At 71.8% G+C, this 16,308-nt stretch carries 18 protein-coding genes; 13 read left to right on the top strand and 5 right to left on the bottom strand.

Features of this window, described 5'->3' with window-relative positions:
* The 4 genes from thiI to holA all read left to right on the top strand — a co-directional run bounded on the left by thiI (position 1) and on the right by holA (position 5,658).
* The gene (gene thiI, locus LPT13_RS06365) at positions 1-1,221 is read left to right on the top strand and encodes a tRNA uracil 4-sulfurtransferase ThiI (RefSeq protein WP_242164737.1); all 1,221 of its coding nucleotides are present in this window, start codon (positions 1-3) and stop codon (positions 1,219-1,221) included.
* A gap of 362 nt (positions 1,222-1,583) precedes the next feature.
* Entirely contained in the window at positions 1,584-2,252 is a 669-nt protein-coding gene (locus LPT13_RS06360; protein ID WP_242164735.1) for a ComEA family DNA-binding protein, read from the top strand.
* The gene (locus tag LPT13_RS06355) at positions 2,249-4,669 is read left to right on the top strand and encodes a DNA internalization-related competence protein ComEC/Rec2 (protein ID WP_242164733.1); all 2,421 of its coding nucleotides are present in this window, start codon (positions 2,249-2,251) and stop codon (positions 4,667-4,669) included. The genes LPT13_RS06360 and LPT13_RS06355 overlap by 4 nt, the downstream gene beginning before the upstream one ends.
* Positions 4,670-4,674: 5 nt before the next feature.
* On the top strand, positions 4,675-5,658 hold the full coding sequence (gene holA, locus LPT13_RS06350; RefSeq protein ID WP_242164731.1) for a DNA polymerase III subunit delta: 984 nt from the start codon (positions 4,675-4,677) through the stop codon (positions 5,656-5,658).
* A 69-nt stretch (positions 5,659-5,727) separates the two neighbouring features.
* On the opposite strand, the gene rpsT is transcribed toward holA, so the two are convergent.
* Positions 5,728-6,267: a 30S ribosomal protein S20 gene (gene rpsT / locus LPT13_RS06345; RefSeq protein WP_242164729.1), complete on the bottom strand. Its 540-nt coding sequence runs from the start codon at positions 6,265-6,267 to the stop codon at positions 5,728-5,730.
* A 352-nt stretch (positions 6,268-6,619) separates the two neighbouring features.
* Between rpsT and lepA the strand changes: the two genes are divergently transcribed.
* The 9 genes from lepA (at position 6,620) to LPT13_RS06300 (ending at position 14,070) form a co-directional block, all read left to right on the top strand.
* A complete protein-coding gene (lepA, locus tag LPT13_RS06340) occupies positions 6,620-8,422 on the top strand; it encodes a translation elongation factor 4 (RefSeq protein WP_242164727.1) in 1,803 nt (600 codons plus the stop codon).
* Positions 8,423-8,424: 2 nt separating this feature from the next.
* A complete protein-coding gene (locus LPT13_RS06335; RefSeq protein WP_242164725.1) occupies positions 8,425-8,733 on the top strand; it encodes a hypothetical protein in 309 nt (102 codons plus the stop codon).
* 130 nt (positions 8,734-8,863) lie between these two features.
* Positions 8,864-9,247, top strand: coding sequence for a helix-turn-helix domain-containing protein (locus LPT13_RS06330; RefSeq protein WP_242164723.1), 384 nt, complete (start codon positions 8,864-8,866; stop codon positions 9,245-9,247).
* Positions 9,247-9,864 carry an ATPase gene (locus LPT13_RS06325; protein WP_242164721.1) on the top strand — a complete coding sequence of 206 codons (618 nt, stop codon included), beginning with the start codon at positions 9,247-9,249 and terminating at the stop codon, positions 9,862-9,864. Before LPT13_RS06330 ends, LPT13_RS06325 begins: the two co-directional genes overlap by 1 nt.
* Positions 9,861-10,904, top strand: a complete 1,044-nt coding sequence (gene dusB, locus LPT13_RS06320) for a tRNA dihydrouridine synthase DusB (RefSeq protein WP_242164719.1) — start codon at positions 9,861-9,863, stop codon at positions 10,902-10,904. Before LPT13_RS06325 ends, dusB begins: the two co-directional genes overlap by 4 nt.
* Positions 10,885-11,997, top strand: a complete 1,113-nt coding sequence (gene hemW / locus LPT13_RS06315) for a radical SAM family heme chaperone HemW (RefSeq protein ID WP_242164716.1) — start codon at positions 10,885-10,887, stop codon at positions 11,995-11,997. The genes dusB and hemW overlap by 20 nt, the downstream gene beginning before the upstream one ends.
* 51 nt (positions 11,998-12,048) lie before the next feature.
* Positions 12,049-12,591 (top strand): flavodoxin family protein, encoded by a 543-nt coding sequence (locus tag LPT13_RS06310; RefSeq protein ID WP_242164713.1) that lies wholly within the window; start codon positions 12,049-12,051, stop codon positions 12,589-12,591.
* Entirely contained in the window at positions 12,584-13,057 is a 474-nt protein-coding gene (locus tag LPT13_RS06305; RefSeq protein ID WP_242164711.1) for a low molecular weight protein-tyrosine-phosphatase, read from the top strand. Before LPT13_RS06310 ends, LPT13_RS06305 begins: the two co-directional genes overlap by 8 nt.
* 29 nt (positions 13,058-13,086) lie before the next feature.
* Positions 13,087-14,070: a hypothetical protein gene (locus tag LPT13_RS06300; RefSeq protein ID WP_242164709.1), complete on the top strand. Its 984-nt coding sequence runs from the start codon at positions 13,087-13,089 to the stop codon at positions 14,068-14,070.
* 171 nt (positions 14,071-14,241) lie between these two features.
* Here LPT13_RS06300 and LPT13_RS06295 read toward each other — a convergent pair whose 3' ends face one another.
* The 4 genes from LPT13_RS06295 to LPT13_RS06280 all read right to left on the bottom strand — a co-directional run bounded on the left by LPT13_RS06295 (position 14,242) and on the right by LPT13_RS06280 (position 16,262).
* Positions 14,242-14,688 (bottom strand): hypothetical protein, encoded by a 447-nt coding sequence (locus LPT13_RS06295; protein ID WP_242164707.1) that lies wholly within the window; start codon positions 14,686-14,688, stop codon positions 14,242-14,244.
* A gap of 232 nt (positions 14,689-14,920) precedes the next feature.
* Positions 14,921-15,364: a dUTP diphosphatase gene (gene dut / locus LPT13_RS06290; protein ID WP_242164705.1), complete on the bottom strand. Its 444-nt coding sequence runs from the start codon at positions 15,362-15,364 to the stop codon at positions 14,921-14,923.
* A gap of 12 nt (positions 15,365-15,376) precedes the next feature.
* Positions 15,377-15,823: a transcriptional regulator NrdR gene (gene nrdR, locus LPT13_RS06285; protein WP_242164703.1), complete on the bottom strand. Its 447-nt coding sequence runs from the start codon at positions 15,821-15,823 to the stop codon at positions 15,377-15,379.
* 211 nt (positions 15,824-16,034) lie between these two features.
* Positions 16,035-16,262: a hypothetical protein gene (locus LPT13_RS06280; protein ID WP_242164702.1), complete on the bottom strand. Its 228-nt coding sequence runs from the start codon at positions 16,260-16,262 to the stop codon at positions 16,035-16,037.
* Positions 16,263-16,308 lie beyond the last annotated feature (46 nt).

The raw sequence follows: 16,308 nt of genomic DNA, 5'->3' as shown, positions 1-16,308 counted from the left end.
ATGGCGGAGTTCCAGCGCGTCATCCTGGTCCACTACCACGAGATCGGGCTGAAGGGCCACAACCGCAGCATCTTCGAGAAGCGCCTCCTGAGAAACCTGGAGGCGCTTCTTTCCGCCTACCCCCTGGTCACCATCCACCGCATCGCCGGGCGCCTGTGCGTGTTCCTCCGCGAGGGCACCGAGCGCGACGTGGCGCTGGCCTGCGCCGACGCCATCGTCGGCGTGCCGGGCGTGGCGCGCGTCTCCTGCGGCTTCAAGTGCGAGCGCGACCTGGCCCAGATGGGCGAGGCGGCGCTTCTGGCGCTTTCCGAGGCGGGGGAGTTCGCCAGCTTCAAGGTGCACGCCCGCCGCAACCACACCGACTTCCCCGTCGACTCCATGCAGATGAACCGCGAGGTGGGCGCCATCCTGTGCGCGGCGCATCCCGACAAGCGGGTCATCATGAAGAACCCCGACGTCACCGTGGGGGTCGAGGTCGTCCAGAGCGCCGCCTACGTCTACGCGCGCTCGGTGCGCGGCATCGGCGGGCTGCCCGTCGGCTCGTCCGGCCGCGTGGCGTGCCTCCTGTCCTCGGGCATCGACTCGCCGGTGGCGCTGTGGCGCATGGCCCGGCGCGGCGCCGTGCCCGTGGGGGTTCACTTCTCCGGGCGGCCGCAGACCTCGGACGCCTCGGAGTACCTGGTGGACGACATCGCACGCGTGCTCGAGAAGACGGGCTGCATCGGGCGCGTCTACGTCGTGCCCTTCGGCGACTGCCAGCGCGAGATATCGCTTCTGGCCCCGCCGTCTCTGCGCATCATCCTGTACCGGCGCCTCATGTTCCGGGTGGCCGAGCGCATCGCCGCCCGCGAGCGGGCCGGCGCGCTCGTGACCGGCGAGAGCCTGGGGCAGGTGGCGTCCCAGACCCTCGAGAACATCCGCGCCACCGACGCCGCCGTGTCGATGCCGGTGTTCCGGCCGCTCATCGGCAACGACAAGCTGGAGATCATCGAGCAGGCCCAGGAGCTGGGCACCTTCGAGATATCGTCGATGGACGCGCCGGACTGCTGCACGTTGTTCATGCCGCGCTCCCCCGAGACCCACGCGCGCATCGAGGACGTGGAGGCCGCCGAGGCGGCGCTGCCCGTCGAGCGCTGGGTGGCCGAGCTCGCCGCCGCGGCCGAGCCGCACGACTACGCCTGCCCCGCCTACAAGCCCCCGCGGGAGCCCAAGGGGGAGTAGGGGCCGAGGCTGAGACGCCGACAGGGAGCCGCCTGCGGGCGGCTCCCTTTGCGTTTGGGGCCGAGGGCGGGGGGGCGCCGCCTGCGTGCCGCCCGCAGGTCGCTGGGGCGGGCGTGCGCGGCGCTCCCGAGGCGCCGGGGCGGGGCGAGCGAGGTGCCCGCGGACTGCCGGGGCGGGACGCTCGGGGCGCCCTCGCGTCATCCGCCGGCGCCGGGGCGAGGGGCGCCCGCGCGCTCCCGCGCCGCGGGGACGGGAGCGTGGCGACGCGGGGCAGGTGCCGTGGGAGCGCCCGCGCGGCGCGCGCCGGCCATCGGGGGCGCCTATGCTCGGGCGGACGCGTACCCGAGTGAGAGGCGGACCTGATGGCGTTCCAAGACGAGGCGGTGGGGCTCCGCTCGAGGCTCCACCTGGAGGGCGCGCGCCTTCCCGCGGCGATCGGCGTGCTGCTGGCGGCGCTCGCGGTGACGGCGTGCGCCCTCGTGGCGGCGAGCGGCGCGTTCGCCCCGGCCCAGCTCGAGGTGCGCCGCGCCGCCGACGCGCCCGCGGCCGAGGAGGCGCCCGCCAATGCGGAGGAGGGGCCGCCCGAGCCCGCCCTCGCCTACGTCCACGTCGGCGGCGCCGTGGCCTCCCCGGGCGTCTACGCCGTGCCCGAGGGCTCGCGCGTCGACGACGCGCTGGCCGCCGCCGGGGGCCTCGTCGCCGACGCGGCGCCCGACGCCGTGAACCGCGCCCGCGTCGTCGTTGACGGCGAGCAGGTGGTGGTGCCCACCGTCGAGGAGGCGGCCGCGGCGCCGGCAGCGTCTCCGGGAGCCGCCGCACCGGGCGCGGGCGGCGCGGCGGCGCGCGTCAACCTCAACACGGCCGGCGCCGCCGAGCTCACGACGCTCAACGGCATCGGCGAGGCGACGGCGGCCAAGATCATCGCCGACCGCGAGGCCAACGGCCCCTTCGCCACCGTCGACGAGCTCACGCGCGTGTCGGGGATAGGGGAGCGCAAGCTCGCCGCCCTGCGCGACGCGGTCTGCGTATGACGTCGCTGGCGAGCCGCGCCGGACGCGCCCGCGAGGCGGCGCGCGGCCGGCTCGTGGGAAGGCGCCGTGCCCGCAGGGCCCCCGCCCCCGCCGCGTCGGCGGTGCGTCCGAGCCTACCGCCCCTGCTCCTGCTCGGTCTGGGCGTATGGGCGGGGACGGCGGGCGCCTACGCCGGCGCGGCCCGCCTCGACGCCGAGGCCCTGCCGTGGCTCGCGGGCGGCGCGCTCGCCCTCGTGGCCGCTGTCCTGGTGCTCTGGCTGCGCTGCGGGGCGCGGCCGGCGGCCTGCCTCGGGCTGGGCGTGGCGCTCGGCGTCCTCTGCGGACTTGCCGGGGCCATCGGCGTGCAGGCGCAGATGCTCGCGGAGCCGTCCTGGGGCACCTGGCGCCTCGAGCTCGTCGAGGACGCCCGCCCCGCCGACCGCGGCTGGCGGGCGCTGGCACGGGCCGATGACGGGGCCGGGCGCGGCGTCACCGTGAGCCTCGCGCTTCCCGAGGACGGCGCGGGCTTGCTCGCTGGGGACGCCCTCGAGGCGCGCGCGACGCTCAGGCCCGTGGGCGAGGACGCGGGCGGCTATTCCTGGCAGCGCGGGATCGGCGCGCGGACGACCGTGGCGTCATGGGACCTGCTGCCGGCCGAGGGCCCGCTCGCGCCCGTGCGCGCCTTGCGTCGCGCCGCCATCGGGGCCCTCGGCGAGCACGGCGGCGAGGCGGCCCCGCTCATGCAGGCGCTCGCCTGCGGCTACCGCGCCCCGCTCGACGAGCAGGGCGGCTACGGCGCGTGGCAGGCCTGCGGGCTCGCCCACCTGGTGGCGGTCTCGGGCGCGCACCTCACCCTCGTGGCGCTCTGCGCCGAGGGGGCCCTGCGCGCCCTGCGCCTGCCCCGCCCGGCGCGGCAGACCGCGCTCGCGGCCCTCGTCGGCGGCTACCTCGTGTTCTCCGGCCTCCCCGTCTCGGCCCTGCGGGCCGGGCTCATGGCGGCCTCGTCGGCCGGGGCCCTCCTCGCGCGCCGGCGGCCCGCTGCGCTCGCGGCCCTCGGGGCCTGCCTCGTCGCCTTCCCGGCGCTCGACCCCCTGACGGCGCTCTCGGCCTCCTTCGCCCTGTCGGCCGGGTCCACCCTCGGCATCATCCTGCTCGCCGGCCTCGTCGCGTCCTGGCTCGCGCCCCTGCCGGCCGCCCTGCGGCGCGCCCTGGGCGACCCGGCGGCGCTCACCGTCGCCTCGGCGGCGGCCACCCAGCCCTACGCCACGGCCCTCTTCGCCCAGCTGCCCCTCGTCTCCCTGCCGGCCAACGTCATCGCGGCGCCCCTGTTCACCCTCGCCTGCCTGGGGAGCCTTCTCAGCGCCGCCGCGGCCGTCGCGCTGCCCGGGGCGGCCCCCGCGGCCGTGGCCCTGGGCGCCGCGTCCACCCGCCCCCTCGCCGCGGCCGTGGGCGCCCTGGCCTCCGTCCCCGGCGGCTGCGTGCCCGTCGACGCGCCCGTCCTGCCCATGGTCGCGTTCTCCGCCGCGGCCGTCGCGCTGCTCTACCGCACCTGGCCGCGCCCGCGCCTTGGGGCGCTGCTCGCCGGCGGGGGCGCCCTGGCGGCCACGACGGCCCTCGCGCTGGCCCTCGCGCCCCTCGCCGCGCCCACCCAGATCGTCATGCTCGACGTGGGGCAGGGCGACGCCATCCTCGTGCGCAGCCGCGGCGCCGCGCTGCTCGTGGACACGGGCAACCAGGACCGCCTGCTGCTGCGCGCCCTCGCGCGCCAGGGCGTCTGGCGCCTCGACGCGGTGGCCGTCACCCACGGCGACGACGACCACTGCGGCTCGCTTGGGATCCTCGGCCAGGCGATGGAGGTGGGGCACGTGCTGGTGGCGGCCGACGCGCTCACGTGCCCCTGCGCCTCCTGCGCTCGCCTGCGCGACGACGCGGCGGCGCTGGTCGGGGCAGATGCGGTCGCGGGCCTTGCGGCGGGCGACGAGCTGTCCCTGGGTGCCTTCGCCCTGCGCGTGGCGTGGCCCCGCGCCTTCGCCGACGAGGGCGGCAACGGCGACAGCCTGTGCCTTGCGGCCGCGGCGGGCGAGGGGGCGGGGCGCTTCACGGCCCTGCTCACCGGCGACGCCGAGGCCGACCAGCTGCGCGCGATGGCCGACGGCGGCGCCATCGGCGCCGTCGACGTGCTCAAGGTGGGCCACCACGGCTCGGCCGCCTCACTCGATGGGGAGCTCGCCTGCCGCCTCGCCCCGGCCGTCGCGCTCGTGAGCGTGGGGGAGGGAAACCGCTACGGCCACCCGCGCCCCGAGCCCCTCGCCGCGCTTGAGGCGGCGGGAGCCGCCGTCTTTCGCACCGACGAGTCCGGGGACGTGGCCGTCACGTTCGACGCCGGCCGCCTGCGCGTCGACTCCCAGCGCCCCGCCGGCGAAACTCGGGTAGAATAGCGCCCATGGCTACCTCAACGAAAAGCGACGCGCTCCTGCCCGCCTACCTGGTGGTGGGCGAGGACGCCCTCAAGCGCCAGGCGGTGCTCGGCCGCCTGCGCCAGCGCATCGCCGCCCTGGGGGACTTGGAGTTCAACTCCGAGGACCTGGACGGCGATGCGGCCGCAGGCGCCGACATCGTCACCGCCTGCAACACCATGCCCTTCGCGAGCGACGCGCGGCTCGTCTACGTGCGCAACGCCGAGAAGCTCAAGAAGGCCGACTCCGAGGCCCTCGTCGCCTACCTGGCCGCGCCGAGCCCCACCACCGTGCTCGCGCTCGAGGCCGAGAAGCTGGCCAAGAACACCCGGCTCTACAAGGCCGTGGCGGCCCTCGGCAAGACCGCCGTCATCGACTGCGCGCCGCCCAAGCGCGTGGAGCTGCCGCGCAAGGTGCGGGCCATGGCCGTCACCCACGGCGTCACCTTCACCGACCGCGCCGCCGTCCGCCTCATCGAGCTGGTGGGGGAGGACACCGTCCACCTCGACAACGAGATCCGCAAGATCGCGCTGGCGCATCGCGGCACGGGCGCGGTGGACGACGCCGAGGTGGGCGCCCTCACCGCCCGCACGGCCGAGGCGAAGCCCTGGGAGCTCACCGACGCCTTCGCCGCCCGCGACCTGCGGGCCTGCCTTGACGTGCTGTCGCGCATGGAGTCCGCCTCGCCCCACGCGCTCATCGCGATGTGCGTGACGAGGCTGCGCGAGCTCATCTGCGCCCAGGCCATGGCGCGCCGCGGCAGCGGCACCGCCGGCCTCGCCAAGGCGCTCAAGCTGCCCGACTGGCGCGTGAAGGGCCACGCGGGCTGGGCCCGGCGCTGGTCGGCCGCCGAGCTGCGCGCCGCGCTGGCGTCGGCCCGCGACGCCGAGCGGGCCATGAAGGGCGGCGCCGACGCCGAGGCCGCCTTCCTCGACTGGGTCATCGCGACCGTGAGGCGGCCCGCCTCCTAGCAAGCGCAAGAGGGGCCCGCGCATCGGCGCGGGCCCCTCTCATCAGGCAGGTACATGCGGCGCGGCACGCTACTCGGCCGCAGCCTCCTCGGCATCGCCCTCGGCAGCCTCGGCCTCCGCCTCGGCGGCAGCGGCCTCAGCCTCGGCCTTGGCGGCCGCCTCGGCCTCCTTCGCCTTGCGCTCGGCGGCCTTCTTCTCCTCCTTGAGCTGCTTCTCGCGGCGCTTGGCCTTCTCGGCGGACGCCTCGGCCATGGCGGCCTTGCGGGCGGCCTTGGCCTCGGCCTTCTTGGAGCCGGTCTTCTGGGCCTTCGGGGCGGCCTTCTCGTAGGCGGCGATGTCCTCGGCCGTCACGACGGAGTTGGCGAGCGCCATGATGCCGCTCTTGCGGTTGGCGGCCTGGTTCTTGTGGATGACGCCCTTGCTGGCGGCCTTGTCCATCAGGCGGCACGCGGCGCAGGCGGCGGCGTAGGCGGCCTTGCCGTCGCCCTCGGCCACGGCGTCCTTGACGCGGCGGACGGCGGTCTTCAGCTCGGACTTCACCATGCGGTTGCGCATGCGGCGCTTCTCGTTGGTGATGATGCGCTTCTTCTGGGACTTGATGTTAGCCATGGGATGGTTGCCTTTCTCGCGTTCGTCCGGTATCCCTCATGCGGTATCCAACGACACGGACGCGCCGGCGGGCAGGCCGCCAAGGCAATCGTGCGAGATGGGGGACGGGCGGGATTTCTCCGTTCCCTCGGCCGCGGCGGGGCCAGGCCCCGGGGCCGCCAGCGAACGTCATCCATGAGCGCAGCCTCGTCTGCAGATTTGGCGGTAGAATCACCGCGCGTACGTATCGCTGGATACACAATGCGATAGAATACCAAAGACCTGCGGCAATGCGCAAAGGAAATTTATCCGGAAGGCGCGATTCCCCGCGATACGTCCACAAAGCCCGCCCGCTACGCCACGGAAAGAAGCCATGACCGACCTCAGCCACATCCGCAACTTCTCCATCATCGCCCACATCGACCACGGGAAGTCGACGCTGTCCGACCGCATCCTGGAGCTCACGGGGACGGTGGCCAAGCGCGACATGCAGGAGCAGCTGCTGGACTCCATGGACATCGAGCGCGAGCGCGGCATCACCATCAAGAGCCAGGCGGTCCGCGTCATGTACACGGCCGACGACGGGCAGGAGTACCAGCTCAACCTCATCGACACGCCCGGCCACGTGGACTTCACCTACGAGGTGTCCCGCAGCCTCGCCGCCTGCGACGGCGCGGTGCTGGTGGTGGACGCCACCCAGGGCGTCGAGGCGCAGACGGTGGCCAACGCGATGCTGGCCATGAACGCCGATCTGGAGATCATCCCGCTCATCAACAAGATCGACCTGCCCGCCGCCGAGCCCGAGCGCGTCAAGCAGGAGATCGAGGACGGCCTGGCCATCCCCGCCGACGACGCGGTGCTCGCGTCGGGCAAGACGGGCGAGGGCGTGCACGACCTGCTCGAGGCCGTCGTCTACAACATCCCCGCGCCCGTAGGCGACGCCGAGGCGCCCCTGCGCGCGCTCATCTTCGACAGCTACTTCGACGCCTACCGCGGCGTGGTGGCCCTCATCCGCGTGGTGGACGGCGCCCTTGCGAAGGGCGACCGCATCCGCATGATGGCCACCGGCACCGAGGCGCTGGTGGAGGAGGTGGGCGCGCGGCGCCCCGCCGAGTGCGCCCTGCCCTCGCTCAACACCGGCGAGGTGGGCTACCTGGTCACGGGCCTGAAGGACGTGTCTCTCGTGAAGGTGGGCGACACCATCACGAGCGCCACGGGCGGCGTGGACGAGCCGCTGCCGGGCTACCGCGAGGCCAAGCCCATGGTGTTCACGGGCCTGTTCCCCATCGAGGGCGACCAGTACGAGCCGCTCAAGGAGGCGCTCGAGAAGCTCTCGCTCAACGACCCGGCGCTCGTCTGGGAGCCCGAGACCTCCCACGCGCTCGGCTTCGGCTTCCGCGTGGGCTTCCTCGGCCTGCTCCACATGGAGGTGGTCAAGGAGCGCCTCGAGCGCGAGTTCGGCCTCGACCTCCTGGCCACGGCGCCGTCGGTGGAGTACCACGTCTACCTCAAGGGGGGCGACATGGTCTCGCTCCACTCGCCTCAGGAGATGCCCGACCCCGGCTCCATCGAGCGCGTGGAGGAGCCCTACCTCAAGGCCAAGGTGCTCATCCCGCCCGACTACGTGGGCGCCGTGATGGACCTCACCGTGGCGCGCCGCGGCACCTTCGTCACCATGAACTACCTCTCGCCCACCACGGTGGAGATGCTGTGGGAGATCCCGCTCTCCGAGCTCATCATGGACTTCTTCGACAAGCTCAAGTCCAACACGAAAGGCTACGCCTCCCTCGACTACGAGTTTCTGGGCTACAAGCCGTCGTCCCTGGTCAAGCTCGATATCCTGCTGTCCGGCAAGCCCATCGACGCCCTGTCGTTCATCGTCCACAAGGACAAGGCCTACGACCGCGGGCGCGTGCTCTGCGACAAGCTGAAGGAGATCATCCCGCGTCAGATGTTCGAGGTGCCCATCCAGGCGGCCATCGGCGGGCGCGTGCTCGCGCGCCAGACGGTGAAGGCCAAGCGCAAGGACGTGCTGGCCAAGTGCTACGGCGGCGACATCACGCGCAAGCGCAAGCTCCTGGAGAAGCAGAAGGCCGGCAAGAAGCGGATGAAGGCCATCGGCAACGTCGAGGTGCCCCAGGAGGCGTTCATGGCCATCCTCAAGGTGGACGAGTAGCCGTGGCGCGCCACGTCCGGCACGACGGACCCGGGGCTGATCCCTGGGAGGAGGAGGCCCTCTCCCAGGCGCGCCCCGCGCGGAGCGGCCGCCACGGCCGGGACGCGCGCGACGAGGGCGCCGCCGACGCCCCGCGCGCCGAGGAGGGCAGCTGGCTCGACGACGCCTTCGACGAGGGCAAGGCCGCGGCCGACCTCGAGCGCGCCAAGACCTCGCCCGCGCTCGGCTGCGGGCTCGTCGCCGCGGTGGCCGCCGCGCTGGCGCTCATCGCCTTCGCCTTCACCGGCATCCTCGGCGCCCTGGGGGCGTAGACCCCCCATCCTCGGCCCCCAGCTGGCCCGGTAGGGGAGGAGACGGCGGCTGCCCTTGCCGGCCCCTCGCGTTTCATTTATTATTGCGTTTGCAAAATATTTTTATCACGCAATGGATCGGAGGCTTCCCATGATCAGCACCGCTGAGGCTGCCAAGCGGCTCGGCGTGACGCCGGCCCGCGTGCGTGCGCTGCTCGAGGCCGGCCGTCTGAGGGGCGGGAAGATCGGCCGCACCTGGGTCGTGGACGAGGCCTCGGTCGGCGCCCGCGTGCGCGAGGGGGCTCGCGCCGGCCGGCCGCGGCGGGGGAGGGAGGCGCCGCGGGACACGGCGGCTCCCGACGCCGATGCGCTCCACCGCCTCTTCGACGGCTGCCGCGAGCAGCTGGCCGGCTCGTTCGACGCCGCCACCGTGCGCGCCGCCCGCACGCCGGAGGAGGCGCGCTTCTACATGGCCGTCTCCAGCTTCTTCTTGCAGGAACGCCAGCGCACGCTCATCGAGGAGGGCGTCTTCTGATGGCGGATCGCCCCCTCTACCTGGTGTTCGCCGGGGTGAACGGCGCGGGCAAGTCGACGCTGTACCGATCGGGGCTGTGGCGCGGCCCCGCCGTGCCGGCCGACCTTCCCCGCGTCAACTCCGACGAGATCCTCGTCGCCCGCGGCTGGGACTCGGCCGACCCGCGCGCCCAGCTGAGGGCGGGGCGGGAGGCGGTGGCCCTCATCCGCGGCCATCTCGCCGCACGGCGGTCCTTCAACCAGGAGACGACGCTCTGCGGACACTCGCCGCTGCGCACCATCCGACTCGCCCGCGAGCGGGGATACCGCGTGGCCATGCACTACGTCGGCGTCGAGAGCCCCCGCATCGCCAACGAGCGCATCGCCCACCGGGCGGCCATCGGCGGCCACTTCGTCGACCCGGATGTCGTCGAGGAGCGCTGGCGGCGCTCGATCGCCAACCTCATCGCCGCCGCACCGCTCTGCGACGAGCTCAGCCTGTTCGACAACACGGCCCTGCTCACCCACGTCGCCCTGCTGGCAGCAGGCGAGATCCTCGAGGAGAACGCCGATGCGGCAGCCGCCACCTGGCACCGCCAGGTGCTCGGCGCGCTGCGCGGAGGGAGGGGACGGCTATGAGGGGGATCTTCGGGTACCGGGTGCTGCTGGCGCCCATGGCGGGGGTGACCGACGTGGCCTTCAGGGCGCTCTGCCGCGAGCAGGGGGCCGACATGGCGTTCACCGAGATGGTGTCGGCCAAGGGGCTGTCGTTCGCCAACGAGAAGACGCGGCACCTGCTGGCGCTCGCGCCGGGGGAGGACCGGGTGGCCGTGCAGCTGTTCGGCCACGAGCCCGCCGTGATGGCGCGCGAGGCCGCGTGGATAGAGGACGAGATGGGAGATGCGCTCGCCTATCTCGACGTGAACATGGGCTGCCCGGCGCGCAAGATCGTCTCCAAGGGCGACGGCAGCGCGCTCATGCGCGAGCCCGAGCTGGCCGCGGCCATCGTGGCGGCCGTCAAGGGCGCCGTGGTGCACCCGGTGACGGTGAAGTTCCGGCGCGGCTGGGCCGAGGGCGACGAGACGGCGCCGGAGTTCGCGCGCCGCATGGAGGCCGCGGGCGCCGACGGCTGCGCCGTGCACGGCCGCTACGCGCTCCAGCTCTACCGCGGCAGCGCCGACTGGGGCGCCATCGCGCGCGTGCGCGCGGCCGTGGCCATGCCCGTCGTGGGCAACGGCGATGTCCGCCGCGGGGCCGACGCCGCGCGCATGGCGGCCGAGACCGGCTGCGACGCGGTGATGATCGCCCGGGGCGCCGAGGGCAACCCATGGCTGTTCTCCCAGGTGAGGGCCGCGCTTTCCGGCGAGGAGGAGCCGGCGGCGCCCACCGTGGCCGAGCGCATCGCGATGGCGCGGCGCCACGCACGCCTGCTCGAGCAGCGCGAGGGGCGCAACATCGTGCGCATGCGCAAGCACGCCATGTGGTACCTGGCGGGGCTGCCCGGGGCGGCCGCGGCGCGCGGGCGCCTCAACTACTGCACCGCGCCCGAGGACTTCGACGCCGTCTTCGACGACCTGCTGGCCATCGCCGCCGCGCACGATGCGGGCGCACAGGCGGCCTGCGCGGCGGGGGCGCCGGACGAGGGGAGGGGAGGCGGAGATGCCGCACGATCCCTATAGGGCGCTCTACCTGCACCTGCCGTTCTGCGTGCGGCGCTGCGGCTACTGCGACTTCGCCACGAGCGCCGTCGCGCGCGACTCGCCGGCCATCGACGAGTACGTCGATGATATGGTGCTCCAGATCCGCCGTAAGGCCCGCGAAGGCGAGCTCGCCGGCATCGAGACGGTCTACCTGGGCGGGGGCACCCCCAGCTTCGTGGGCGCGCGGCGCCTGTCGAGCCTGCTTTACGCCCTGTCGCTGTCGATGCGGCTCGAGCCGGACGTGGAGTGCACCATGGAGGCGAACCCCGAGAGCCTGGACGGGCGGCTCGTGCGCGACATCTGGGCCCTCGGCGTGAACCGGCTGTCCATCGGCGTGCAGTCCCTCGACGACGCCGTGCTGCGCGTGCTCGGCCGCGCCCACGACGCCGACGGCGCGCGCCGGGCCGTCGCCACGGCCCAGGAGCGCTTCGAGAACGTGTCGGTGGACCTCATGTGCGGCATCCCCGGCCAGTCCGACGCCTCCCTCGAGGCGACCGTGCGCGAGGCGGTGGCCCTCGGCGTGGCGCACGTGAGCGTCTACCCGCTCTCGATCGAGCCGGGCACCGCGTTCGACCGCGCCATCCTGCGCGGCCAGATGCCCGAGCCCGACGACGACGTCGAGGCCCGCCACATGGAGATCGCCCGCGACGTGCTGGAGTCCGCGGGCTTCCGGCGCTACGAGGTGGCGAGCTACGCGCGGCCCGGCTTCGCGTGCCGCCACAACATCGCCTACTGGACCGGCGTGCCCTACCTGGGGCTCGGCCGGGCGGCGGCCACCATGACGCAGAACGCCGAGCGGCGCATGCGCGTGACCGACGGGCAGGTGACCGACGACCTCGACCCGCGCCAGATGGCCGCCGAGGACCTCATGCTGGGGATGCGCCTGGCCGACGGCGTGGACGACGCGCTCGTGGCCCGCGCGGCCGCCCTCATCCCCGAGACGCCGGACGCCTTTCGCGAGCTCGAGGCGGCCGGGCTCGTGCGCCGCGCCGAGGGCCGCTGGCAGCCCACCGACCGCGGCTGGCTCTGCGGCAACGAGCTCTACGGCCGCCTGCTCGACCTCGCGCCCTAGGGCGCGGGTATAATAGCCCCAAGCGAGAGACCCGGAAGAGGGGAGAGGACGATGGGAAAGAAGATCCTGGTGGTGCACGGCAGCCCGCGCCTGAACGGCAACTCGGCGATGCTCGCCGACGAGTTCACCCGCGGCGCCGAGGCGGCCGGCCACGAGGTCACGCGCATCGAGGCCGGCCGTGCCCGCATCGGCGGCTGCCTGGCCTGCGAGTACTGCTTCAGCCACGAGGGGGAGTGCTGCCAGAAGGACGACATGCAGGACTTCTACCCGCTCCTGCGCGCGGCCGACGTTATCGTGTGGGCCACACCGCTGTACTGCTACAACTACCCGGCGCAGCTGCGCGCCTTCCAGGACCGCATGTTCTGCGGCATCGCCAAGCCCTTCGGCGTCAAGCAAACGGGGCTTCTGCTGTGCTTCGAGGACAAGGACGCCGCGCGCGCCGAGCCGCTCTTGGACGTGTACCGCGTGAACACCGCGTACTGCGGCCAGGAGAGCATCGGCGAGGTGGTGGTGAAGGCCGTCTACGAGGAGGGCGCCATCGCCGGCAACCCCGGGCTCCAGCAGGCCTACGACCTGGGGGCGGGCCTTGCCTAGCCCCCACCAGCGCCCCATCCGCGTGCTCTTCGTCTGCCACGGCAACATCTGCCGCTCGCCCATGGCTGAGTTCGTCCTGCGCGAGATGGCCGAGCGCCGCGGCGTGGCCGGCCGCCTGGTCGTGGAGTCCGCCGCCACGAGCTCCGAGGAGCTGGGCAACCCCGTGCACCCCGGCACGCGCCGGATGCTGGCGGCCCACGGCATCTCCTGCGAGGGGAAGCGCGCCCGGCGCCTGCGAGCCGACGACTACGACGCGTGGGACCTCCTCATCGGCATGGACGACGCCAACGTGCGCAACATGGAACGTCTGTTCGGTGGCGATCCCGCGGGCAAGGTGCACCGGCTGCTGGAGTACGCCGGCAGCGAGCGCGACATCGCCGACCCCTGGTACACCGGCGACTTCCAGGCCACCTGGGACGACGTCTGCGACGGCTGCGAGGGCCTGCTGGCCTTCCTGCGCCTGTGAGCGCGCCGACGGGAAGGAGAGGCTGGATCGTGGGCCGCATCGATGTCGAGATCTCGAACTATCTTGCCCAGGCGAACCCCGAGCTTGCGAAGAAGCTCAGGGTCTCCGGCTATTATTCGGCGCTTGAGCGCGCCGTGAAGAAGGTGTGGAAGGAGGACGAGTTCGCGGCCCATTATGTTCTCGCCCATATAAACGCCTTCTACATCACCACGGACACCGCGCCGGTGAAGAAGAAGTACCGGGACCAGCATTGGGCCATCTGCACCATCTGCATTGACGACAGCTTGATCCGCGGCGACGTCGACGCCCGGCAGGGCCTGCTCAAGCTCGCCTTGGCAAATGAGGGAATCCACTTCGACGAGCTGCGGCTTCTCCCATCGAAGTTCGACATGAAGACGCGGCACCCCTTTCAAGAGTCGGTGGAGATAATCGACGGCATGCTGTTCCCGGGCGTTCAAGAGAGCGAGGATCCGAAGGCCCCCGAGCCCATTAGCGAGCAGACCTTCAAGGACGCGATCGGCGCGGTCGAGGATCCGGGCCTGGCGAAGAAGCTTGCCGGCGCGATGGCCGCGTCGGCAGCCTGGGCCTATGATGCGGCCAAGGGCAGCGGGGAAACCTGCCCTCCCATAGTCAGCCTCTACCACTTGAACGAGAAGCAGGAAGACCTGATGACCTTGAAGAGGGCCTTCTTCCTGACGTTTGGAGAAAAGACCGAAGAGGTCATCAGCCGGATAAACAGGGTGTACCTTCGGCCGCGGAGCTTCGACGCCAAGCGAAGGGAGCGGCGCGAGTATCAGACCTATGATTGCGACATATACTCCTGCGAGCCTCGGCTCACCCATATCATGGAGGCATTCGGGGGCACGCTGATCTCCCGGGCAAGAAGGCTTCGCCTCCGCATCGGGGGAATACACCTCTACGAGAGCCCCTCGGAGATGGTGAACGACAGGGCCTTCCCAAAAGACAGCGCGCCGATCGTGTGGGAAGACGAGCCCGACCTGCCTTCCCAGTAGCCGCTTGCTACCGACGGGCGGTTCGCTTCAGTTCTTCATTAGTTTACATAACATATATTATCAGATATTTATTTGGATACGCAAAAGAGGGACGACTTGGCGGGCCTTGGGTTTCGCTGGGTGATCTGGGGTTTTGGGTTTGGCGGCAGCTTCGGGGTCCTGGCGTTGCCCTTAGCCCCAGATCGAGTCCTTGGGTGCTGAGGCGTCGGGCTGCTGGCCCTGGATGCCGGCTGCATCGTAGAGCGACGACAGGTCGCCGGTCTGGAGCGCCTGCATCATGGCCGGCAGCACCGTGGCGAGCGCTATGGCGTTCAGCACGAGGGCCAGCGCGCAGATGATGACGCTCAGGATGCCCGAGCGCTGGATGCGCGACGCGTACACCTTGAGACCCGGCTCCAGCCCCTCCGCGAGCGCGCGGCGCGCCTTGACCACCGCCAAGATGGCGCATACCAGGCCGACCGTGCTCAGGACGACGCCGCCGATGAGCAGCGACACGGGCCCGGCGATGGTCGCCACCGTGACGAGGGTCTGGGCGGACTTGAGCTGGCCGAGGCTCGCGGGCCTTCGGGGCTCGTCATAGGGCGTCTTGGGGGCCCGATTCGGCGTCTCGCTCATCATTCCCTGCTTTCGCTGAAAAAACAGGCCTTCTGACCTGCGGTTTTACAAACGAGGCTCTGAGAGCCGTTCTAAGGCCCTATTTTGCCCCTCCATGGGTAAATACTCATGGAAATGAGGGTTTCCGAAGGCCTTGACGGGCAAATATACCATCTCCGACCGATACGTGGACCCGCTTCGTCCGAATTACACCGAGGCCGCACGGGTTTGAGGCCAGATCGTAGGATAACGCGCCCTAGGAGCTGACCCCGCTGCTGCCGAAGCCGCCCTGGCCGCGCTCGGTGACGTCCAGCGAGGCGACGGGCACGAGATCCACCTTCGGCGCGGCGACGATCATCAGCTGGGCGATGCGGTCGCCGGGCTGGACCTCGAAGGGGTCGGACGGATCGAGGTTCATGAGGATGACCTTCACCTCGCCGCGATACCCGCTGTCGATGAGCCCCGGGGCGTTCACGACGGTGATGCCGTGCTTGGCCGCCAAGCCGCTGCGCGGGATGACCAGGCCGGCGTAGCCGTCTGGGATGGCCAGCGCAAACCCGCAGGACACGAGCGCCCGCTCCAGGGGCCCGAGCGTGACCGCCTCGACGGCACGCAGGTCGAGTCCCGCGTCACCCTCGTGGGCGTAGCTCGGCGGCTCGCTCGAAGAATCGAACATTTGTATAGGGACGGGAAGAGCCATGGGGGAGAGGCCTCACGAGATGTCGTTGAGCGCCTCGGCGAACTCCTCGACGCTCTGGAAGTCCTTGTAGACGCTCATGAAGCGGATGTAGGCCACGTCGTCGAGCGGGGCGAGCCGCGCCATCACCATGTCGCCGAGGTCCTTGGAGCGTATCTCCCCCCGCGGCGAGGCGCTCAGGTCGTTCTCGATGCCGTTGATGAGACTCTCCATCTGGTGCGGCGTCACCGGGCGCTTCGCGCAGGCGCTGAGGAGGCCCCTCATGAGCTTCTGCCGGTCGAAGGCCTCCGACGACCCGTCGGACTTGATGACGATGACCGGGTTCTCGCCCCGGCGCTCGTAGGTGGTGAAGCGGTGACCGCAGGACAGGCACTCCCGGCGGCGTCGGATGGCGGCGCCATCATCGGCGGGACGGGAATCGACCACCTTGGACTCGGGGTGGCCGCAGGCAGGACAGAGCATGGCACTCCTTAATAACGCAGGTTCACCCGGCCATGATACCCCATGGAATCGCGCCGAGGGAAGATCGTCGCCCAGGAGGCGCCGATTCGCCGACCAGGGCCGCCGACGGCGCCCTCACTTGGTGACGCCTGCGCGGGCCGCCGGCTGACGGACCCGCGCAGGCGCGGTCGTGCCGCCCGCGAACGCAGCAACGGGGCGGTCTCGGGATTGGCTAGAGGGTCATGAGCAGCGAGCCGAGCGCTATGGCGCAGCCGGCGGCGAAGAGGACGGCTGACTGGGCGCGCGTGAGCGTCGTCGGGCCCTGGGCCTCGACTGGCCGGATATCGGCCGTCCGCGTCGCCGGGAAGCCGATGATGCGCGCGCCGTGGGCCCTCGGGCAGGACGCGGGCTTCAGCGCCGAGGAGCCGATCACGGGGTAGATCTTTTCGCAATTCCTCATTTTTCTTCCTCCCAGCTCTTGCGTAGAACCTTTGTTCGTTGCTATA

Origin of the sequence: Adlercreutzia faecimuris, assembly GCF_022669055.1 — a bacterium.
Lineage (GTDB): Bacteria > Actinomycetota > Coriobacteriia > Coriobacteriales > Eggerthellaceae > Enterorhabdus > Enterorhabdus faecimuris.
Note: the sequence above shows the minus strand (reverse complement) of the source record. Positions and strands in the feature narration are given on the sequence as shown.